This window comes from Mycobacterium sp. Dal123C01 (assembly GCF_052566995.1).
Genome location: NZ_CP199580.1, coordinates 3,972,442 through 3,992,556, shown reverse-complemented (window position 1 = coordinate 3,992,556; position 20,115 = coordinate 3,972,442). Strand labels below are relative to the sequence as shown.

Here is a 20,115-nt window from a genome sequence, read left to right as displayed (position 1 = left end):
AGGTGTTGTTTCTGCACGAGACCCACAACGTGGTGGGTGCGCGCCATGACGAATTCGAGGCCGCCTACCGCGACGGCTGGATGCCCACGCTGGCCAACGACGACAACGCTCGGCTGCTCTGGTACGCCAACCAAGCGCACGGCTCCGGACGGTCCTACACCGTCGTCACGATCACGGGCGTCGCCGACGGCGCGTCCTGGGAAAGCCTGGCGCAACGCACCCAGCAGGGGGATCTGCGGCCGTGGATGCGCGAACTCGATAACCTGCGCCACGAGGTGACCGGCAAGCTCATGCTGCCGGTGGCCTGGTCCCCGCTGCAGTCGGTTGACCTGGCGACCGTGCCCACCGACGCTGCAACGCACCCGCTGAGCCTCTTCATGGAAGACACCGGCTGGCCCTACGCAGCACTCGACGACTACATCCGCTCCTGGGACGAGATCTACTATCGGCCGCTGTCCCAGGCGCCGGCGCGGATGCGGATCCTCGACATCCAGGCCTGTTTCCAGGTCGCGCACGGAAGCTATCGACGACGAGAAGCCATGCTGTGGCAAAAGATTGACGACTCCAACAACTACGCGGCACTCGTCCACCTGCTGACCAAAGAAGTGCCGCCCGAGCACCGGGGGCCGGGCAGCTACATGGTCGAGGCCCTCAAGTATCGCGATCAATGGGAGAGCCGGCTGCTGCGGACGTCGGACTGGTCGCCCCTGTACTGAGCGTCAGGCAAGTGCCCGGCCCAGGATCCGCGCGGCATCGCGCGCCATGTCGCGCACGATGTCGGCGGCCGGGCGAATATCGCGAACCAGTCCTATCGCCTCGCCGATCGGCAGGGTGACGCTGTTAAAGTCCTCCGCCGCGACGGCCTTCTCGAAAGAGCCCACGACCTCCGGTAGCCGCGTCACGAGTTCGTGCTCGTTGCCATGCCACGTGTCGATCAACAAATTTCTCAGCACCCGACCGTTATATTCCGGCGGCCAATCCGCTTGCCGCACAAGGTCATAGACTTGCGTGCGGATGGTGTCGTCGCCATTCGCCTCGATGACTCGCTGCTGAGCTCGCGGCGATACCAGTGCCTCCGCCGAAGCAACAAACCTGCTTCCCACAAGCACACCGTCAGCACCGAGCGCGAGCGCCGCCGCGAGCCCGCGGCCATCGGCGACACCGCCGGCGGCCACCACCAGCGTTTCGGGGGAGCGCTCGGCGACGAGGTCGACCACTTGGGGCACCAGCGTGAAAGTAGACCGCAGAGCCATTCCGTGCCCGCCTGCCTCGCCGCCTTGCGCCACGATGACATCCACGCCGGCGTCAAGGGCCTGGCGCGTGTGGTCGAGGTTCTGCACCTGAGCGGTAAGCGGAACCCCCGCCGCGCGGATGCGGTCGGCGAACGGATGAAGATCGCCGAACGACAACATGATTGTGGCCGGCTGCCGCTCGAGGGCCTGCTCGAGTAGTTCGGGCTTTCGGGCCGCACTCCAGGTGATGAATCCGCACCCGACCCTTGTCCCCTCGGCCAAATCGAATTCGCGTTGCAGCCATTCCGCGTCGCCGTAACCTCCACCGATCAGTCCCAGGCCACCGGACGATGTCACCGCCGCGGCGAGTCGGCCCCCGGAAACCACGTCCATCGGCGCGAGCAGGATCGGATGCTCGATGCCGAAGAACGCGGTGAGGCGGGTGGCCAGCGCGGTGTTCACTGGAGCTCTCCGGTGAGGAACTGCGCCCGACCGTGGCCGAAAGACCAGTCTTCGTCCACGTTTTCGGTGATCGACACGATCAGATCGGCCGGGTCAAGTCCGCACCGTTCGGACAGATTCGACGCCAGCAGCTCGTAGAACCGTTCCTTCATTGCGCGGGCACGGCGCCTACTCACCACGTGGACTACCACCAGCCGTGCCGAGCGGTCGATGCCGAGACCGGTATCCCAGGCCACGACTTCGTGGGTGGGATGGGTGTGCACCACCTGATAGCGGTCGCGCAGCGGCACCCCGAACGCTTCGACCACGGCGTCATGGATGGCGTCCAGCAGCGTCCGTACCTCCGGCGGCGTGCGGCCCTCGATGAGGTCGACGTACAAAAGCGGCATTGTTTCTCCTCTGGCCTGCGGGCGCGGTGCGCCTCGGTTACGACGTTAGGACCACGGGAAGCGGCTGTGAAATGCCTGTCGTAAAGCATCTATGCTTCTCAGACATGGGCGTGCTGGACACCGGCCGAGTCGAGTTGCGGCACCTGCGCGCGTTCGAAGCGGTGGCGCGACTGCAGTCCTTCACCCACGCCGCCGAGGAACTCACGATCACCCAACCCGCGCTGAGCCGCACTGTTCGGCAGTTGGAAGACGCGCTTGGCGTCACCCTCCTGGATCGCAGCTCGCGGCATGTGGAGATGACTCACGCCGGACGGACATTCTTCGACCACGTCGAGCGGGTCCTCGCCGAACTCGAACGCGGCGTGGACGCCGTGCGGACTCAGGCGAGTATTCGCCTCGGGTTCAGTTGGTTGTTGCCCGACCCGTGGGCGCAAGACACCGTGGCGCGATTCGAGCGGGCCACCGGAACGACGGTCAGCTTGATCCGCACCGACGACGCGCTGGCCGCCGTGCAGCAGGGAAGGGTCAATATCGCCGTGGTGCGCGGGCAGGTGACCTCGACCGCCGTGCGGGTTGTCCACCTGTTCAACGAGTCCCGGGTGGCGGTGTGTTCTGTTCACTCACGCCTGGCGGGGAGGCCGGAGTTGGACTGGGCCGAGGTGCCACGCTGGCCGCTGGTCGTCAACGTCGCCAGCGGCACCACCGGACCGTGGTCCTGGCCGGCCGGCGAGGGCCCGAAGACAATCGTGGAGACATCGAATTTCGACGAATGGATCGAATCCGTCGCCGCCGACCGCGGTATCGGCGTCATCCCGGACGTCGCCGTCAGGCGCAACATTCACCCCGGCGTGCGGTTCATCGCCCTGCGCGGAGCACCCCAGAGCCCGGTCGCCCTGGCTTTTCTGCCGCGCGCTCGCAGTGCCGAACTGCGTCGCTTCGTCGAGGCCGCGGTGGCAAGCGCAACAGCATCCGGAACCTGAAATCAATTGTGCAATCAGGGTTTTCGGTGTGTGTCCACGGTGCGATCTGACGGCGTGTCGTCGCCGACGGTACACACCCGACCAGTGACCGATTCCAGGAACGGCTCGGCGATCGCCAGAAAGCCCGCCGGATCCGATGAGAAAACCACGTGCCCGGTGTTCAGGATCTCGAAGCGCGAACCCCCGATGGCGTCATGGGTCGCGCGCCCGGCGCGCAGCGGTATCGCGATGTCGTTCTTGCCCCACACGATGAGCGTCGGCGCGGTCAGTTCCGCGGCACGGCGTCGCAGATCATGCTCGGGTGTCGCGAAACTTCGCCAGAGCCCTGTTTCGGTCCGGATGCCCTCGGGCGTTCTGGTCGCGGCGATTGCCCGCGCGACGATCCGCCGGTCGCTGTCCGTCTTGGCCTTCATGTAGCCCCGGATGAACAGGGGACCGCCCAGCCGGACAAACGCCGGCGACCCGACAAGCCGGCAGAAGGTGCGAGTCAGCCGGCTCAACGGAATGAACCCGCCCGCGTTGACCAGGACCAGTCCCGCGACGCATTCAGGCCGATTGATCGCCAACCGTGCGGCGGCAAACCCGCCGACCGAATTTCCGATCAGCACAGTCCTCGTCAAGCCCAGACCATCGACGACGTCCTCGAGTACGTCGGCGAAGAGCGGGGCACTGGGCTCGAGGGCGGAGTCGACAGGATCCGAGTCGCCGTGGCCGGGCCAGTCCACCGCGATGGTGTGGTAGCGGCGGCCCAGCGCCTCGAGGATCGGGTCGAAGTCGCGGCGGTCATGCAACGTTGCGTGCAGCAGTAAAACCGTTGGACCACTACCGCTTTCGCTATACGCGACCCGGCCTGCCCTGGTTTGGATGATCGGCATCGGAGTTCCTCTCGCATGTTGACCGACTGGTCGGTCATCGCGTACGGTACCTCGATAGGAACGTCGTGACAAGGAGGGAATCGAGATGCCACCAGCCCCGCCTCCCGAAGCGGCATTTGCCACCCAACGCAAGGCGGGATTGCGGTGAGACCGCCTGAGCCCGGACGTAATGCGCTGCTGGACGCGGGGCAGCGCCTGTTGGGAACCGCCGACTTGGCCAGGATCTCGGTGAACGCGATCGTTGCCGAGGCCGGCATGGCGAAGGGCAGCTTCTACCAGCACTGGCCCAGCCGAACCGAATACGTGCGGGCATTGCACGCCCGATTCCACGACCAACTGACCGAGTCGATCGAGACCGCGATGGCCGATCTGCCACCCGGACGCGACCGGCTCGCGGCAGGAATGAACGCCTACCTCGACGGATGCTTGGCCGAGCCGGCCACCAAGGCATTGCTCGTCCAGTCCCGCACCGAAGCCGGGCTGAACGACCTGGTCGCCGCACGCAATCACGGCTCGGCCACCTTGATACTGCCCGACCTGGAGGCGCTCGGATGGGCGTCAGCGGAACCGGTCGCGGCGCTGCTGGTCGCGGCGGTCGCCGAAATCGCCCTCGTCGAACTCGATGCCCGGCAATCCGATGACGAGTTGCGCGCAGGCTTGCTTCGGCTCGCGACGCGAACTCCCACGGCGGATTAGGCCAGCGGCGCCAAACCGGAGCGGACCAAATCCAGACTGGCGGCCACCAGCTCGCCGAGGTCGTCGGTACAGCCGTTGCGGCCCCAATGCTCGACTGCCACAACGAGAGCCGCGGCCAGGGCAGAACCCGCAACCTCGGCACCCAGCTCGATGTTCGGCGCGTCCGAATTCCGGTTGGTGATGAAATCGGTCAGCACCGCGGCGAACGAGGATTGCACCACCCGCAAATGGCCGGCGATGCGTTGCGCACTGATCAACTCGGTGCGGGCAGTGGCGGCCTGGCGGACCACTTCGAGATCGTGCGGGAAGGCCGCGACGCTCGCCAGTACCGCATCGAAGAGCGATTCGGAGGCCGGTCGTTGGGCGAGGGCCTCGGCCAGCCATTCCAACTGTGTGTCGTAGTCCTGGAACAGCACCGACTCCTTGGTCGGGAAATGCCGAAAGAAGGTGCGTTCGGTGACACCGGCTTCGCGCGCCAGCTCCGTGACAGTCACGTTGGTAAACCCCTTGCGGGCGAAGCTCTTTAACGCGGCTTGGCGCAGCGCCTCGTGCGTCGATCGTCGGCGCAGTTCGTGGCGGTTGGCCGGCTTACCGGCTAGCACAGTCATGGCAGGCCGATCGTATCTCACCGTTTGCGTCAGAACTGACATCTTCCCATTATGTCAGTACTGACATATTCTTGTCACGCGCAGATCACCGACGGAGGGCAGGGCCAGGACTATGAGCAAGACGGAATACGACGCAATCGTGGTGGGCGCCGGGCACAACGGGCTGACCGCCGCGGCGATCCTGCAGCGCGCCGGCCTACGAACCGTGTGCCTGGAAGCCAATACTTACGCGGGGGGGATGGCGGCCACGGTCGAATTGATCGACGGCTTCCGCTATGAGATCGCGGGCTCGGTGCAGTTCCCGATGGCAAGCCAACTCACCAAGGACCTCGGACTCGACACGCTGCCCGCGATCGAGCCCGACGTGATGTCGGTCAACATCGGCGAAAACGGTGAAGAGCCGATGGTCTTCTATCGCGACCCGATGCAGCTGATGACCCACTTGGGCGAGAAGCACGGCATCGAGGCCGTCATGGGCATGGCCGAGCTGATCGGCTGGAGCCAGGCACCCGCGCGGGCGCTCGGGCGTTTCGACGTGCGCCGGCCACCCAAGACGCTCGACGAGATGTACGCCTGCGCAACCAACGACGCCGAACGCCGAGCGATTCACGAAATGCTGTTCGGGTCGGCGATGGACGTGATCGACCGCTACCTGCCCGACGACAAACACGCGGTCATGCGCGGAATGCTCGCGTTCCTAGCCGTCAACTCCACCTACCGTGGCCCCTACACTCCGGGAAGCGCCGCGTGTTTGGCGTTCGCGCTTGCGGTACCCGACGACAGCACCGCGATGATGACCAAGCTCAAGGGCGGCATCGGCGCACTCACCGAACATCTGCACGAGCTTTTCGTCTCTCATGGCGGCGAGATCCGCTTCCGCACCAAGGCCGAGGAAATTCTCGTCGAGAACGGGAAGGTCACCGGCGTGCGATTGCGGGACGGTTCCACGATCGCGGCGCCAATCGTGGTGTCCAATTTATCGCCCGACGTCACTCTCACCGAGCTCATTGCGCCCGAACACGTTCCCGCGGAACTGCTCTCCCGCGTCTCGGGGCGTGACCACCGCGCCTCGTTCGTCCAGCTTCATTTCGCGCTGGACGGGCTGCCCGAATTCGCGCCACCTTATGAGTTCCTCAACGAGGAGGGCATGCAACAGTCGGTCGGCATCTTCGGGTCACCGGAAGAGCAACAGCGGCAATGGGAGATCTGCCGGCAGGGCCTCGTTCCGGACAACCCGTCGATGGGCATGCAGATCCCGTCGGTGCACGACCCCGCCATGGCGCCGCCCGGCAAGCATGCAGCGAGCGCGTTCGCCTACGCCTTCCCGGTCGAAGCCGACCGTGACCAGCATGGGCATCTGAAAAACGAGATGGCACAACGTGTTATCGACAAGATCAGCAAATTCGCACCGAACTTCAAAGACATCGTGATCCGCCATATCACGTTCGCGCCGTACCATATGAACACGATGTTCGGCGCACCCGCCGGCGACTTCTGCCACGGTCTGCTGCACCCGGATTTGATGGGGCCCAACCGGCCCGGACCGAAAGGCTTTCTGGACATGCCGATTCCGATCGATGGCCTGCACCTGGGCGGCGCGGGATGTCATGGCGGCCCGGGTATTACGTTCACTCCCGGGTACAACGCGGCCTACCAAATTCTGGACGACCGATAGCCGATCAGCCGCCGAATGTTCCGGTCAGCTGCGCCTGCGCGGTGGCCGCGCCGGCAATGGTCTGCGCCGCTTGCCCGCCGGCCAGGCCGCCGGGCAGCAGGTAGTCGTTGGGAAGCTGGTAGAGCGTAAACCGATAGTGATAGGTGCCGGTGCCCGCTGGGGGACAGGGACCCTGGTACGCCGCCTGGCCCGACGTGTTCGGCAGGGTGGTCCCACCACCGGGAGTCTGACCGTCTGCGGTGCTACCGGATCCGAACGGGATTCCGGTGACGACCCAGTGGATGTGGATGCCGTTGACGGCATCCGGATCGTCGACGACGAGTGCGGCCCCTAACGGCGCCGACCACGTCAATGGCGGCGCGACATTGGCCCCTTTGCAGGTGTAGTGCACCGGTATCGGCGCACCGTTGGCGAACGCCGGACTGCTGATCGTCAGTGGCCCACCGGCGGGCGCGGCCCGACTGCTACCGGTGCCGCCGTAGCCGGCCAGTGTCAGCACCAACGCCAGACCGCCGATGGCTAATGTCGTCCGCCGAAGTCTCACATCCATAGCCCTGAGCTTCATGGAACCAGAACGACCTTCCCGATGTTCTCCCGAGCTGCCAGGATCCGGTGCGCCTCGGGCGCCTCGGCGAACGGCACGGCCGCATGCACGATGGGGGAGATCATGCCGTTGTGCAGCCCCTCGGCCAACGGGGTGATCCAGGGCTCTAGCGTGCCGCGGTCGTCCCACAACCGCAGCATGTTCAGGCCGATGACGGCCTTTGACTCCGAGAGCTGATCCATCAGGTTGAAACCCCGCAGCATCGACAACACCTGCGGAGCCACCCGGCGCAAGGAGCGCTTCTCGCCCTGCTGCAGCGACGAAACCCCGTATCCCACAAGCCTTCCGCCGGGGCGCAGCAACTCGTACGACCGTCGCAGCGAGGTTCCGCCGAGGGCGTCGAGGACCAGGTCGTAAGGGTCGAGGCCCTTCCACCACCCGTCGCGGCGGTAGTCGATCGCACGGTCCACGCCGAGCTCGGTGAGCTTGTGGTGTTTGGCCGGCGACGCGGTGCCGTGCACTTCGGCTCCGGCGGCCTTGGCGAACTGGATGGCCGCGGTGCCAACGCCGCCGGCCGCGGCGTGGATCAACACCCGCTCGCCGCGGCGCAGCGAACCGTAGCCGTGCAACGCCGCCCACGCGGTCGCGTAGTTGACCGGTACCGCGGCGCCCTGTTCGAAGCTCAGCGCGTCGGGGAGCACCACGGAATCGCTGGCGGCGACGTTGACGATTTCGGCGTAGCCACCGAATCGCGTTCCGGCCAATACCCGTTCGCCGACGCGGTTGGGATCCACGCCGTCGCCGACGGCTGTCACGGTCCCGGCGACTTCGTAGCCCACCACCGCGGGAAGTTTCGGCGCGTCGGGATACAGGCCGACGCGGGCGAGGTGATCGGCGAAATTCACCCCCGCGGCACGGACCGCGACCTGCAGCTGGCCCGGGCCAGGCGCGGGTGGGTCCGGGCGCTGCTGCACCTGCAAGACCGATGGATCCCCGTGTTTGGTGATGACTACTGCGCGCATCGCGATCTCTCCTCTGGTTCGCCGCAATCCTGCGGACGGGGGTTATACCTGTTCGGCGGCCTGAGCAAGGCGGGGGAGAACGACGTCGCGCCATCCGGGCCCCATGCGATCGAAAGCATCGGCCATCCGCACGTCATCGAGGTCAAAGCCGCTGTGCTCCAAGAACACCCGAGTACCAGCGCCTTCGGCCTCAAGACGCCAGCTCAGGGTCCATGCCGGCGTGAAGGTGTAGACGAAGCGATGCGGTGGATCGACCTCGAGCACCTTGCAGGGCTGCTTGCCATAGCCGGGCATGTCGAGGACGAATTGGTGGCCGACGACCGCGGCCACCTGACCCTCGGCCCACCACAGCCGCACCAGCTCGGGTTCAGTCAGCAACCGCCATACCGTTTCCGGCGGTGCGGCCACGAATTGGTCGACCGTGATCGTCGCAGGTGATGATGTCTGGTTCATTCCAGCTCCTCTGCCGCGTCGGCGAGCGCGGCCAGCCGTCCGCGCCAGAACTTCTCGAACGGGTGCAACCACTGACCGAGCTCGGCGAGGGGTTCCGCGGTGAGGCGGTAGATGCGACGGCGGCCTTGCGGCTCGTCGGCGACCAGCCCGGCGTCGCGCAGCACCTTGAGATGCTCTGCGACGGCGGGGCGACTGAGTTCGAACCGGTCGCTGAGTTCCCCTGCGGACAGTTGCTGTCGAGTCAGAATCTCCAACAGCTCCCGTCGCACCGGGTTCGCTAAGGCGAGAAAAACGCGATCCGCGGTCGCCACGTCACGCACTATATGTCGGGAATTCCCGACACGTCAACCCGCTACCTTGCTCTCTGTGCGATTCGTCTGGGAACAGTTGACCCCCAGCGTGCATCGCTGCCGGCTTCCGTTCTGCGACGTCACCATCGGGCTGGTCTGCGGCCGTACTGGAGCGCTCCTCGTCGACACCGGTACCACGCTGACCGAGGCGGCCGCAATCGACGACGACGTTCGGCAGCTTGCCGGGAACCCGGTCACGCATATTGTGTTGACGCACAAGCATTTCGACCATGTCCTGGGTTCCTCGCTGTTCGCCGGAGCCGACATCTACTGTGCGCCGGAGGTTGTCGACTACCTGTGGTCGGCCCGTGATCAGATTCGCGACGACGCGCTGAGTTTCGGTGCGGACGCCGACGAGATCGACCGGGCGATCGCGGCCTTGCGGGGGCCGCAGCGCGGGATCTACGACGCCGTTGTCGATCTCGGCGACCGCGAGGTGACCATCGCTCACCTCGGCCGCGGCCACACCACGTCGGATTTGGTCGTGGTTGTGCCCGGGCTCGGCCACGACGGTGACCGCGTGGTGGTGTTCACCGGCGATCTCGTCGAAGAGTCCGCCGACCCGTCGATCGACGCCGATTCCGATGTGGCGGCCTGGCCGGCAACGCTTGACCGGGTGCTGGCGATCGGTGGACCCGGTGCGATCTACGTCCCGGGTCACGGAAGGGTCGTCGACGCTGCGTTCATCCGCCGGCAGCGGGCCTGGCTGGAACGACGTTTGGGCTCAGCGCCCGGCTAGCCGGTCGCGCCTGTGCACGCGGCGATCAGGGCTTCGGGATCGGTCACGCTGACCACCAACGAGCGCAGCATCACCGTCCTGAATGCGGCTTTCGCCTTTACCGGCGGCTCTATCGTCAAGGTCACCAGTCCTTTGCTCGAACCGTTGACCAGCCATCGACCACTCGAGTAGTGCACACCGGCGGTGAACGCGCGCTCCTCGGTCGCTTCGGCACGGGTGATTGACGCGATCGGAATCTGGGCCTCAAAACCCCACCCCATCTTCACGTGGAGTGTCCCGTCCGCGATCCGCACCTCGCTCTTTTTCGGCCCGAGTCCCAGCGGCACGGACAAGGGCAGAAACCAACGCTCATAGCGCAACTCCGTCAGCATGGCACCGACGATACCTGGAGTTTGCTGGCCGGTGCGGTTTTCTCCCCATTTATCCGTTGATTCAGTTTGCTGGCCGGTGCCTCGAAGGCCGTTCGAAATCGGCACCCCGGCGATGATTCAAGCGAAAAGCATTGCACTGCAATCCTTTAAGGATGGCGTAGGTCCGGGTTCCGCGGAGTCGACGTCGACACGGCGCCCGGGGCAACGACCTTGGCGCCCTCGACGCCACGGTGGGCCTGCACGGTCGCTCCGGTGATCTGGGAAGCCCGGAGTTCGGCGTGTGACAACAGCTTTGGCCCGGCCGGGTAATCACTCGGTTGACCCATGATTGAACCACCGGATCCGGGGATAGACTCACGGTCAGCGGAATCGTGCTGACAGAGGAGCGTAAGGCCATGGCCATCATCGACGCGGACACTGAAGTCCCCGCACCGTTCGAACAGGACTTCGAGAAGCAAACCGACGCCACGCAGCGGTACTTCGACGACCCGCGCTTTGCCGGGATCATTCGCCTCTACACAGCCCGCCAGGTAGTGGAGCAGCGCGGCACGATCCCCACCGACTACACCGTCGCACGTGACGCGGCGACGGCTTTCTACCCTCACCTGCGCGATCTCTTCGCGGCCAAGAAGAGCATCACCACCTTCGGTCCGTACTCGCCCGGGCAGGCGGTGAGCATGAAGCGGATGGGCATCGAGGGCATCTACCTCGGCGGTTGGGCAACTTCGGCCAAGGGGTCGACCACCGAGGACCCGGGACCCGACCTGGCCAGCTATCCGCTGAGCCAGGTGCCCGACGACGCCGCGGTACTGGTCCGGGCGCTGCTGACCGCCGACCGCAACCAGCAGTACCAGCGCCTGCACATGACTGAGCAGCAGCGCGCCACGGCCCGGGAGTACGACTTCCGGCCGTTCATCATCGCCGACGCCGACACCGGTCACGGTGGCGATCCGCACGTGCGCAATCTGATCCGGCGCTTCGTCGAGGTCGGCGTGCCGGGGTACCACATCGAAGATCAGCGCCCGGGCACCAAGAAGTGTGGTCACCAAGGCGGCAAGGTTCTGGTGCCGTCGGACGAACAGATCAAGCGCCTCAATGCCGCGCGCTTCCAGCTCGACGTCATGAGAGTCCCCGGCATCATCGTCGCGCGCACCGATGCCGAGGCGGCCAACCTGATCGACAGCCGCGCCGACGAGCGCGATCAGCCGTTCCTGCTGGGCGTCACCAACCTCACCATCCCTTCGTACAAGGCCTGCTTCCTGGCGCTGGTGCGACGTTTCTACGAATTGGGCGTCAAAGAGCTCAACGGCCATCTCCTTTACGCTCTTGCCGAAGGCGAGTACGCCCTGGCCAACGGCTGGCTCGAGCGCCAAGGCATCTTCGGTGTGGTCTCCGACGCCGTCAACGCCTGGCGCGAAGACGGCCAGAAATCCATCGACGACCTCTTCGACCAGGTCGAGTCGCGGTTCGTGTCCGCCTGGGAGGACGACGCCGGGCTGATGACCTACGGCGAGGCGGTGGCCGAAGTGCTGGCGTTCGGCGAGAGCGAAGACGAGTCGCCCAGCATGAGCCCCGATGAGTGGCGGCAGTTCGCCGCGCGCGCCTCGCTGTATGCCACCCGGGAGAAGGCCAGGGAGTTGGGCGTCGACCCGCCGTGGGATTGCGAACTCTCGAAGACCCCGGAGGGCTACTACCAGATTCGCGGCGGCATCCCGTATGCGATCGCCAAGTCGCTGGCGGCCGCGCCGTTCGCCGACATCCTCTGGATGGAGACGAAGACCGCGGATCTCGCCGACGCCCGGGAGTTCGCCGAGGCGATCCATGCCGAGTTCCCCGACCAGATGCTGGCCTATAACCTTTCGCCGTCGTTCAACTGGGACACCACCGGCATGACCGACGACGAAATGAAGCAGTTCCCCATAGAGCTGGGCAAGATGGGCTTCGTCTTCAACTTCATCACCTACGGCGGACACCAGATCGATGGTGTCGCCGCCGAGGAGTTCGCCACCAACCTCAGACAGGACGGCATGCTCGCGCTGGCTCGTTTGCAGCGCAAGATGCGTCTGGTCGAGTCGCCCTACCGGACACCGCAGACCCTGGTCGGCGGCCCCCGTAGCGATGCCGCCCTGGCCGCCTCCTCGGGCCGTACCGCGACGACCAAGTCGATGGGCAAGGGCTCGACCCAGCATCAGCATCTCGCGCAGACCGAGGTACCGAAGAAGCTGCTGGAGGAATGGCTGACGCTGTGGAGCGAGCACTACCAGTTGGGTGAGAAGCTGCGCGTGACCCTACGGCCGCGCCGCGCCGGCTCGGACGTCCTCGAACTCGGGATCTACGGCAGCGGTGACGAGCAGTTGGCCAACGTGATCGTCGATCCGATCAAGGATCGGCACGGCCGCAGCATTCTGCAGGTCCGCGACCAGAACACCTTCGCCGAGAAGATGCGCCAGAAGCGGCTGATGACCCTGATTCACCTCTGGCTGGTGAATCGCTTCAAGGCGGACGCGGTGTACTACGTGACGCCGACCGAGGACAACCTCTATCAGACCGAGAAGATGAAGTCGCACGGCATCTTCAGCGAGGTCTATCCGGAGGTCGGCGAGATCATCGTCGCCGAGGTGAACAAGCCGCGCATCGCGGAGCTACTCAAGCCTGATCGGGTAGCGCTGCGGAAGTTGATCACCAAGGAAGACTAGCCGCGCCCGCCAGCGAGTTCTCGAAATCGCTTGGTGGCCTTCATATTTCAGTACCTCGAAGTCGTTAGCGCCACGGCGCACGACCATTGCCAGTGGCTGCTTGCTGCCCTGATCCAGGCCTCAATCGGGCCGTCATGCCAGCTGATCAGGGCGGAACCGCCATCCGCTTTAAACGTGCAAGTCATCACACGGGCTATTTTTGCTTCCTCAAACAGTTGCACATGCGTATGATTAAGCCATCAGCAAACTTCGCACTTGAAGGAACAACCGCAACCGAGAGGACACCACGATGAAATCTCAGACCAAGATGACGATCACGACCTTCAGCGGGGCCGCCGCGCTCGCTTTCGCCGTCGGCTTCGGTGGCCTCGGCGCCAGCCCAGTCGCCCCAGCGCCGGCCCCGGCGGCTCACGCTTCGTCGAGCGTCGCGCCCGCGGCCCCGAACGCGTCAGCCCACAGCGCTGTTCACCAGGCCATCCTCACCGGCTGCGTCTCGGGACTCGACTGCTAGGGCACCGACCGCATTCGGCCTGCTCATCGATGGCCCATCTCCACCGCGAGATGGGCCATCGGCATGTCCGGCCGCGATTCGAATGGTGCCGCCGTCGCGTTGAGTGCGGTTTGCAAGGCGCCCAAGCGGGTACGGAGGAAAGAGGTTTGCAGGAGAGTCGCGAGAGAGTGGGGAGTCTGATGAGATCGGAAGCTCGATCGGCGGTTGCGGTTTTCGGCGGTGCGGCCATGCTCGTTTTGGCGGTTGGCTGCGGCGGAGGCGGCAATAAAGCACCCAGCAGTACAACAACGACCACCACCACGCCCGCTACTTCGTCCAGCGTCGCGCCGTCCACAGCTCCAGATACCGGTGGCCCAAGCGGTACTGGCGGGCCGGGTGGCGGCGGCGGCAGCGTTCCCGGCGGCCCCACTGGCGGTGGCGGACCCGGCGGCGGTGGCGGCAGTGTCCCCGGCGGCCCCACTGGCGGTGGCGGACCCGGCGGCGGTAGCGGCAGCATCCCCGGCGTCGGTGGCGGCGGTGGCGGACCCGGTGGCGGCGGTGGCTGCATCGGCAACATCTGCGGCGGCAACTGAACGCACCCTTGCCTTACTGACGTGCCATAAAACCGTGCACGAGTAAGGCTTGCTCATCGCCGATGGGGTCATGTCGATCTGGCCCCATCGGCTGAGCACTTTTTGGCCCCGCCGCGGTTGCGACAATCAGCGACGTCAGAGTCCACTGATCCGCCTGGGGCTCATCAGCGTGAGTTATGGTTGTCCGCAACGCGACTGCAAGGGGACCTTCAATGGCGAAGCTCAGGTTCGGATATTTCATCGCCCCATTCCACCGCGCGGGCACCAACCCGACGCTGGCGTTGCAACGCGATCTCGAGTTCGTCCAGCACCTCGACGCTCTCGGCTTCGACGAGGCGTGGATCGGCGAACACCACTCGGCCGGAAGCGAAATCATCGCGTCGCCGGAGATCTTCATCGCCGCGGCGGCAGAGCGGACGAAGTGGCTTCGCTTTGGCACGGGCGTCATCTCGCTCTCGTACCACAACCCGCTGTGGGTCGCCGACCGGTTGATGATGCTGGATCACCTCACCCACGGTCGCATCATCGGTGGGGTGGGTCCCGGTTCGCTGCCCAGTGACTCGTCGATGATCGGCCTGACGCCGACCGACACCCGTGAGCTGTTGGAGACCAACCTCGACATCGTGGTCCGGCTGCTGGCGGGGGAGACCGTGAGCGCCAAGACCCCCACGCACGACCTGCACAATGCCCAGCTGCAGCTCGCCCCGTACTCCGATGGCGGTGTGCCGCTGGCGGTGGCCGCGGTCGCGTCGCCGACGGGTGCACGGCTGGCCGGCAAGCACGGCATCGGCCTGCTGTCCATCGGTGCGACCCTGACCATCGAGGGCTTCAACGCCCTGCAATACCACTGGGACATCGTCGAAGAACGTGCCGCGGCGTTTGGCACCCAGGTCGATCGCAAGAATTGGAGCCTGGTCGGGCCGTTCCATATCGCCGAAACCGACAAGCAGGCGCGCGAGGATGTGAAATTCGGCCTCGAGTCATGGTTCCGCTACTTCCAGAAGGTGGCCGCGTTCCCGCAGATGACCATGCCGGGTGAGCAGATCGACGAGATGATCGACGTCATCAACGAGAACGGCGCAGGTGTGATCGGCTCACCCGAGCGTGCCAGGGCACAGGTGCAGCGGATGTGGGACCAATCCGGCGGGTTCGGCTGCATGCTGCAGATGGGTCACGAGTGGGCCAACCCGGCGGCGACCAAACGCTCCGCCGAGTTGTTCGCCGCCGAAGTGATGCCGCACTTCCAGGGCCAGGCACAGCCGACGCTGGATGCGGCCGCGCGGGCCAGCGATGCGCGGGAAGGTCTCGCGCAAACGCAGAATCAGGCCGTCGAGTACATGACCAAGAAGTACCAGGACGAAGTCGCCTCGAAGTAGCGGCTCACAATCCGAACCACTGAGCCAGCATTCGGCGCAGTTCGCCCAAGTCCTGCTCGTCGGGTGCGGCAGCTGACGACGCCCAGGCCACGTATCCGTCGGGGCGCACCAGTACCGCGGTCGCCGGCACGTCGCCCACCGGATGTCCGGCCGCGACGGTGAGCTCATCCGCGGCATCGGCAACCGCAGCGGCCAGGCTGCCGGATTCGGTGAGATCGAGAAGTAGCGGTCGGCCGGTGCGCGCCAGCTCTGCCACGCGTCTCGGTTCGCCGCCGTTCCTCACGCCGAAGTCGGGCACCCAGTGCCCAGTCAGCGGATGCGCGTCGGGCTCGGCGATGTACCGGTTTTCGGCCCCGGATATCAGGTTGTTGAGGCGACGGGCGATATCGGAATCGGTGAGCAGCTCGGAAAATAGCTGCCGCAGCGCGGTGACCTCCGGCCCGGGACGGACCAGCGCCAATTGCGCCCGGCTGTGCATGATGACCCGCTCGGCCGCGGGTCGGCGCTCGGCTTCATAGGTGGCAAGCAAGGCGGGCTCAACGCGTCCGCGCAGGACCGCCGCGAGCTTCCAGCCAAGGTTCACCGCGTCCTGTAGACCCAGGTTGAGTCCCGGTCCACCCATCGGGGAGTGGACGTGTGCGGCATCGCCAACCAGAATCACCCGACCCGCCTGATACTGCGACGCGATCCTCGAATTGATCCCGGAGAATCGACGCAGATCGAGTGGCGCGTCCGGCGATACGGGCCGCAGCGGGACGTCGGCGCCGAGCACACGTTTGGCGCTGGCCTCCAGTTCGGCGAGGCTCATGGGCGGTTCGGCGCCGTCTTCGCGGCGTTCATCGCGCGGCGAGCTGTCCAGTTCGAAGATCAGGACCGCCGCCCGACCCCCGAGCGCACCGCACGCGAAGACGCCCCTCTCGGCCCGATTGAACTGCAGCGGTCGGACTCGGCCAAACCCGGGGATGTCCAGCCCGCCGCTGACCGAATCGACCCATTCGTCCGGCGGCAGCACATCGAATCCGAGCCGGACTACCGCGTCGTTCGACGACATCCCCGGGAATTCGATGCCGGCCAGCTTGCGCGTCGGGCTGCTGCCGCCGTCGGCGCCGACGAGGTATTTGGCCCGCAGCTGATAGGCGCCACTTGGCCCCGCGACATGCACCGTGACGCCGTCCGGGTCCTGGTCGAAACCGGTGAGCGCGTGACCCCAACGAATATCCACGTCGTATTCGACAGCCCGGTCCGCAAGCACCTGAACAAGCTTGGGTTGCTGAACGGGCAGCAGGAACACCTGCGAGTCCGTCGTCAGCGCGAGATCCAACGGGAAAGCCGCAAACATCGGGCGCGGGTTCAGCCGTGGCGGCTCCGCCGTTCCCGCAAGTGTGCCGTAGAGGCCGCGATGGTCCAGGATCCGAACCCCTTGGCCGATAACGCCGTTGGCCCGCCGTTGGGAATTAGGGCCGGGCATGGGGTCCAGCACCACGGGCCGGATCCCGTTCAATCCCAGCTCGCCGGCCAGCATCAGCCCGTTGGGACCACCACCCGCAATGACGACATCGATCACTTAGCCAAACTTAATAGTTGGAGACGGGCCCGACAAACGCCAGCTCAACTGACAGCGCGTGTTTTCATAATTCAGCGCTAGCCGCGTCCCAGCTGAGAGCTAGTGACGGGACGCATACCGGAAGCATGACCTCCACCGCTCTCTCCGTCCCGCATCGTCGGCGATTACGGATCATGCAACTCATCTTCGCCGGGGTCGCGACCATCGCGATGCTGGCGTTTGTCGACGCGGCGCGTCCCGACACCGCGGCGGCCCCATTGGGCCAGGTGCACCTGACGGACACGGCCATCGAGTCGCCGCTGCCCCAGGGCCCAGCCAACCTCGCCGGCGGAGGCTTCGCCGCCGATGACAACGACGACCAGGCTCAACTACAGCAGCAGCTGGCGCAGCAGCAGATGCAACAGTCCGAGCAGGAGGCCGAACAACAAAACGAAGCGGCCGAGCAACAGGCCCTCCAAGACGAGCTACAGGGTCAGCAAACCGAGCAACAGGCCAACAACCCCTAGCCGCTTGCGGCCGTCACGCGCCATCGATCAGCGCTACCGTGACACGCTCGATTCGCGGTCGGCCGTCTTCACCAGTCGATCCGCCAGAAGCTTGACCGCCCCACCCAGCGCGGCCCGCATCACCGGCCCGGTCCCGCGAACTCCCTCGATGAACGAGCCCGACCAGCGGATGTCGGTGCCGCCCGCCGCATTCGGGGTCAAGACCACCTCGGCGACGTAGTCCTTCGCCGCGGACGCGGGCCGAAGCACCTTGTACACCTGCCGGCGATCCTGCTCGTATTCGACGATCTCCTCCTGCGCCAGGACCGGCCACACCCCGATCTGCCGAACCGCCCCGACCCCGCCCGGTGCCGGATCGCCTTGTCGCGCCCAACTCGACTGAAGGACTATCGGCTTGGCCCAGCTCGACCAGTTACCGCCGTCGGCCAGAAGCCGGAATACCGTTGCGGCAGGCGCGCTGCTAGTCCGGTTGATCTCGAACGAAAACTTGCGACCTGACATAGCCGCGTACCCTACCGCCAACGCCCATCGACCCGGTCCTGCGGTGCTGACAGCTAGTCAGCCGAAGCGCATCATTCAGGGCATGGCGAGACGGTCTGTTCTGGTGAACGCGAGACGGCCGTCGCTACTTCTCGCGGCCGCAGTGTTGTTCAGCGCCTGCGGCGACGGTGGTCAGCACACCGCGCTCACTACCACCTCCGGGGTCACTGCGGACAATGCAGCCGCCAAGGCGGCCAGCCAGAAAGTGCTGAATGACGCCATCGATTCCGAATCTCCCGGATGCTCGGCGGCGGTGGGCGTCAAGGGAACGGTCGCCTGGACGGGGGTCCGCGGCCTGGCCGACCTGTCGACCGGCAGTGCGATCACCACAGACACGGTGTTCGATATCGCGTCGGTATCCAAGCAGTTCACTGCCACGGCGCTGCTGTTGTTGGTCGATGCCGGCAAGCTGACGCTCAACGACCCGCTGTCCCAGCGCCTGCCCGAGCTGCCGCCGTGGGCCGGCACCGTCAATGTCGGACAACTGATGCACCAGACGAGCGGCATCCCCGACTATGTCGGACTGCTCGAGGCGCAAGGGTTTCAGTTCGCTGACCGCACGACCGAGGATCAGGCACTACGAGCGGTGGCCGCCATGCCGAGGCCGAAGTTCGCGCCCGGTTCCCAATTCGAGTACTCGAATTCCAACTACCTGCTGCTCGGCGAGATCGTCCGCCGGGTATCGGGAAAACCCTTGCCGCAGTTCCTGGCCGAACAGATCTTCCATCCGCTCGGCCTGGACATGGCCTTGGATCCAACCGGACACATTCGGGGCATCGCCGTCGCGTATGAATCGGACAGCGACGATTACCACGCCATCACATCGGGCTGGGAACAGGTCGGTGACGGCGGCATCCAGACCACGCCCACCCAACTGGTCTCTTGGGCCGACAATTACCGAACCGGCCGGGTGGGCGGCTCCACATTGCTCGACGCCCAACTGAGTGGGGCAGTACTTACCGATTCGGGCGGCGGTGACAGGTACGGGGCGGGAATCTTTGTGCTCGCCAACGGAACACTCGATCACGACGGCGATTGGGGCGGATTCGTCACGGCGTTTCGGGTCAGCAAGGACCGAACGACGTCCGTGGCGATCAGCTGCAATACCGATGAGCAGGATCCGGAAGCCCTGGCCGACTCGATAGCCAGACTCTGGATGTAGCTCGCATTGAAGTGTGCACTGTCAGACAACGACTGCCCACACTTCAGCCAACGACACGGTTGGTCGTCTCAATAAGCTCGGATCCATGCCGAGCGATCACGACGAGCCCGATTGGGTGCAGCGACTGCCGCCTGGATCCTTTGATCTGACCGACGAACTGGGCCGCTGGCGAGACATACGTGATGCGGTCGTGCCCCCGGATATCGCCGACGACATGGATAAGGTCAACGCCGAACTGGCGGCCTCAGGGCTGGTGGACCAGGTCGCCACGGTCGGCACCCAGGCGCCGGATTTCACGCTGCCCGACGCCCTGGGCCGCATGGTCTCCCTTGCCGAACGACTCGGCCGAGGCCCTGTGGTCCTGTCTTTTTACCGGGGCATCTGGTGCCCGTTCTGCAATCTCGAGCTGCGTGGCCTGCAGCAGGCGTTGCCCGACATCGCGGCACTCGGCGCAACTTTGATCGCTGTTTCGGGCATGACACCGGACATGTCACTCTCCACGACGCAGCGATTAGACCTCAGCTACGACGTTCTCACCGATGCCGGACTGGCGGTGGCCGGCAGCTACGGGCTGGTCTGGAAGTTGCCCGGATATCTACAAGAAGACTATGTGCGGCTGGGACACCCGATCGAGAAGTTCAACGGGCCGGGTGAGCAAGTCTTGCCCATTCCCGCGACGTTCGTCGTGGACACCGACGCGATCATCGGCTTCGCGTACGCCAACCCGAACTACATGTACCGGGCCGATCCAGCCGACGTCATACGGGCCCTCCGCAACCTGGCCTGAGCCTG

At 65.5% G+C, this 20,115-nt stretch carries 24 protein-coding genes; 12 read left to right on the top strand and 12 right to left on the bottom strand.

Annotated elements, in window-relative coordinates; translation table 11 throughout:
- The first annotated feature begins 2 nt into the window (after positions 1-2).
- Positions 3-716, top strand: a complete 714-nt coding sequence (locus ACTXG5_RS18830) for a hypothetical protein (RefSeq protein ID WP_445160234.1) — start codon at positions 3-5, stop codon at positions 714-716.
- Between the two features lie 3 nt (positions 717-719).
- Here the strand turns inward: ACTXG5_RS18830 and ACTXG5_RS18825 are convergent, their stop codons facing one another.
- Positions 720-1,694 carry an NAD(P)H-dependent flavin oxidoreductase gene (locus ACTXG5_RS18825; RefSeq protein ID WP_445160233.1) on the bottom strand — a complete coding sequence of 325 codons (975 nt, stop codon included), beginning with the start codon at positions 1,692-1,694 and terminating at the stop codon, positions 720-722.
- On the bottom strand, positions 1,691-2,083 hold the full coding sequence (locus ACTXG5_RS18820; RefSeq protein ID WP_445160232.1) for a tautomerase family protein: 393 nt from the start codon (positions 2,081-2,083) through the stop codon (positions 1,691-1,693). The genes ACTXG5_RS18825 and ACTXG5_RS18820 overlap by 4 nt, the downstream gene beginning before the upstream one ends.
- A 104-nt stretch (positions 2,084-2,187) precedes the next feature.
- Here ACTXG5_RS18820 and ACTXG5_RS18815 point away from each other — a divergent pair, with 104 nt between their 5' ends.
- Positions 2,188-3,063 (top strand): LysR family transcriptional regulator, encoded by an 876-nt coding sequence (locus ACTXG5_RS18815; RefSeq protein ID WP_445160231.1) that lies wholly within the window; start codon positions 2,188-2,190, stop codon positions 3,061-3,063.
- Positions 3,064-3,077: 14 nt separating this feature from the next.
- On the opposite strand, the gene ACTXG5_RS18810 is transcribed toward ACTXG5_RS18815, so the two are convergent.
- Positions 3,078-3,938: an alpha/beta fold hydrolase gene (locus ACTXG5_RS18810; RefSeq protein WP_445160230.1), complete on the bottom strand. Its 861-nt coding sequence runs from the start codon at positions 3,936-3,938 to the stop codon at positions 3,078-3,080.
- 144 nt (positions 3,939-4,082) lie between these two features.
- Between ACTXG5_RS18810 and ACTXG5_RS18805 the strand changes: the two genes are divergently transcribed.
- On the top strand, positions 4,083-4,634 hold the full coding sequence (locus ACTXG5_RS18805; RefSeq protein ID WP_445160229.1) for a TetR/AcrR family transcriptional regulator: 552 nt from the start codon (positions 4,083-4,085) through the stop codon (positions 4,632-4,634).
- Here the strand turns inward: ACTXG5_RS18805 and ACTXG5_RS18800 are convergent.
- On the bottom strand, positions 4,631-5,242 hold the full coding sequence (locus tag ACTXG5_RS18800; RefSeq protein WP_445160228.1) for a TetR/AcrR family transcriptional regulator: 612 nt from the start codon (positions 5,240-5,242) through the stop codon (positions 4,631-4,633). The genes ACTXG5_RS18805 and ACTXG5_RS18800 overlap by 4 nt on opposite strands.
- A 112-nt stretch (positions 5,243-5,354) precedes the next feature.
- Between ACTXG5_RS18800 and ACTXG5_RS18795 the strand changes: the two genes are divergently transcribed.
- The gene (locus ACTXG5_RS18795) at positions 5,355-6,917 is read left to right on the top strand and encodes a phytoene desaturase family protein (protein ID WP_445160227.1); all 1,563 of its coding nucleotides are present in this window, start codon (positions 5,355-5,357) and stop codon (positions 6,915-6,917) included.
- A gap of 4 nt (positions 6,918-6,921) precedes the next feature.
- Here the strand turns inward: ACTXG5_RS18795 and ACTXG5_RS18790 are convergent, their stop codons facing one another.
- Genes ACTXG5_RS18790 through ACTXG5_RS18775 form a run of 4 tightly spaced genes read right to left on the bottom strand, consistent with a single transcriptional unit; the run spans position 6,922 to position 9,247 of the window.
- The gene (locus tag ACTXG5_RS18790) at positions 6,922-7,467 is read right to left on the bottom strand and encodes a YbhB/YbcL family Raf kinase inhibitor-like protein (protein ID WP_445160226.1); all 546 of its coding nucleotides are present in this window, start codon (positions 7,465-7,467) and stop codon (positions 6,922-6,924) included.
- An 11-nt stretch (positions 7,468-7,478) separates the two neighbouring features.
- Positions 7,479-8,483, bottom strand: coding sequence for a synaptic vesicle VAT-1 family membrane protein (locus ACTXG5_RS18785; RefSeq protein ID WP_445160225.1), 1,005 nt, complete (start codon positions 8,481-8,483; stop codon positions 7,479-7,481).
- Between the two features lie 42 nt (positions 8,484-8,525).
- On the bottom strand, positions 8,526-8,936 hold the full coding sequence (locus ACTXG5_RS18780; protein ID WP_445160224.1) for an SRPBCC family protein: 411 nt from the start codon (positions 8,934-8,936) through the stop codon (positions 8,526-8,528).
- Positions 8,933-9,247, bottom strand: coding sequence for an ArsR/SmtB family transcription factor (locus ACTXG5_RS18775; RefSeq protein WP_445160223.1), 315 nt, complete (start codon positions 9,245-9,247; stop codon positions 8,933-8,935). The genes ACTXG5_RS18780 and ACTXG5_RS18775 overlap by 4 nt, the downstream gene beginning before the upstream one ends.
- A 55-nt stretch (positions 9,248-9,302) precedes the next feature.
- Between ACTXG5_RS18775 and ACTXG5_RS18770 the strand changes: the two genes are divergently transcribed.
- Positions 9,303-10,025 (top strand): MBL fold metallo-hydrolase, encoded by a 723-nt coding sequence (locus ACTXG5_RS18770; protein WP_445160222.1) that lies wholly within the window; start codon positions 9,303-9,305, stop codon positions 10,023-10,025.
- Here ACTXG5_RS18770 and ACTXG5_RS18765 read toward each other — a convergent pair.
- Together ACTXG5_RS18765 and ACTXG5_RS18760 are read right to left on the bottom strand one after the other, a co-directional pair.
- Positions 10,022-10,396 (bottom strand): hypothetical protein, encoded by a 375-nt coding sequence (locus ACTXG5_RS18765; protein ID WP_445160221.1) that lies wholly within the window; start codon positions 10,394-10,396, stop codon positions 10,022-10,024. The two genes, ACTXG5_RS18770 and ACTXG5_RS18765, sit on opposite strands and share 4 nt — an antisense overlap.
- A gap of 146 nt (positions 10,397-10,542) precedes the next feature.
- Positions 10,543-10,722 (bottom strand): hypothetical protein, encoded by a 180-nt coding sequence (locus ACTXG5_RS18760; RefSeq protein ID WP_445160220.1) that lies wholly within the window; start codon positions 10,720-10,722, stop codon positions 10,543-10,545.
- Positions 10,723-10,791: 69 nt separating this feature from the next.
- On the opposite strand from ACTXG5_RS18760, the gene aceA reads away from it, so the two are divergent.
- From aceA to ACTXG5_RS18740, 4 genes are all read left to right on the top strand, one after another.
- Positions 10,792-13,092, top strand: coding sequence for an isocitrate lyase ICL2 (gene aceA / locus ACTXG5_RS18755; protein ID WP_445160219.1), 2,301 nt, complete (start codon positions 10,792-10,794; stop codon positions 13,090-13,092).
- A gap of 289 nt (positions 13,093-13,381) precedes the next feature.
- Positions 13,382-13,603, top strand: a complete 222-nt coding sequence (locus tag ACTXG5_RS18750) for a hypothetical protein (protein WP_445160218.1) — start codon at positions 13,382-13,384, stop codon at positions 13,601-13,603.
- Positions 13,604-13,782: 179 nt separating this feature from the next.
- On the top strand, positions 13,783-14,175 hold the full coding sequence (locus ACTXG5_RS18745; RefSeq protein WP_445160217.1) for a hypothetical protein: 393 nt from the start codon (positions 13,783-13,785) through the stop codon (positions 14,173-14,175).
- A gap of 212 nt (positions 14,176-14,387) precedes the next feature.
- Positions 14,388-15,551: an LLM class flavin-dependent oxidoreductase gene (locus ACTXG5_RS18740; protein WP_445160216.1), complete on the top strand. Its 1,164-nt coding sequence runs from the start codon at positions 14,388-14,390 to the stop codon at positions 15,549-15,551.
- Positions 15,552-15,555: 4 nt separating this feature from the next.
- On the opposite strand, the gene ACTXG5_RS18735 is transcribed toward ACTXG5_RS18740, so the two are convergent.
- On the bottom strand, positions 15,556-17,115 hold the full coding sequence (locus ACTXG5_RS18735) for an FAD-dependent monooxygenase (protein ID WP_445160215.1): 1,560 nt from the start codon (positions 17,113-17,115) through the stop codon (positions 15,556-15,558).
- A gap of 125 nt (positions 17,116-17,240) precedes the next feature.
- On the opposite strand from ACTXG5_RS18735, the gene ACTXG5_RS18730 reads away from it, so the two are divergent.
- A complete protein-coding gene (locus ACTXG5_RS18730; RefSeq protein ID WP_445160214.1) occupies positions 17,241-17,621 on the top strand; it encodes a hypothetical protein in 381 nt (126 codons plus the stop codon).
- A 33-nt stretch (positions 17,622-17,654) separates the two neighbouring features.
- On the opposite strand, the gene ACTXG5_RS18725 is transcribed toward ACTXG5_RS18730, so the two are convergent.
- Entirely contained in the window at positions 17,655-18,122 is a 468-nt protein-coding gene (locus tag ACTXG5_RS18725) for an SRPBCC family protein (RefSeq protein WP_445160213.1), read from the bottom strand.
- A gap of 82 nt (positions 18,123-18,204) precedes the next feature.
- On the opposite strand from ACTXG5_RS18725, the gene ACTXG5_RS18720 reads away from it, so the two are divergent.
- On the top strand, positions 18,205-19,323 hold the full coding sequence (locus tag ACTXG5_RS18720; protein ID WP_445160212.1) for a serine hydrolase domain-containing protein: 1,119 nt from the start codon (positions 18,205-18,207) through the stop codon (positions 19,321-19,323).
- Positions 19,324-19,408: 85 nt separating this feature from the next.
- Positions 19,409-20,110 (top strand): peroxiredoxin-like family protein, encoded by a 702-nt coding sequence (locus ACTXG5_RS18715; protein WP_445160211.1) that lies wholly within the window; start codon positions 19,409-19,411, stop codon positions 20,108-20,110.
- Positions 20,111-20,115 lie beyond the last annotated feature (5 nt).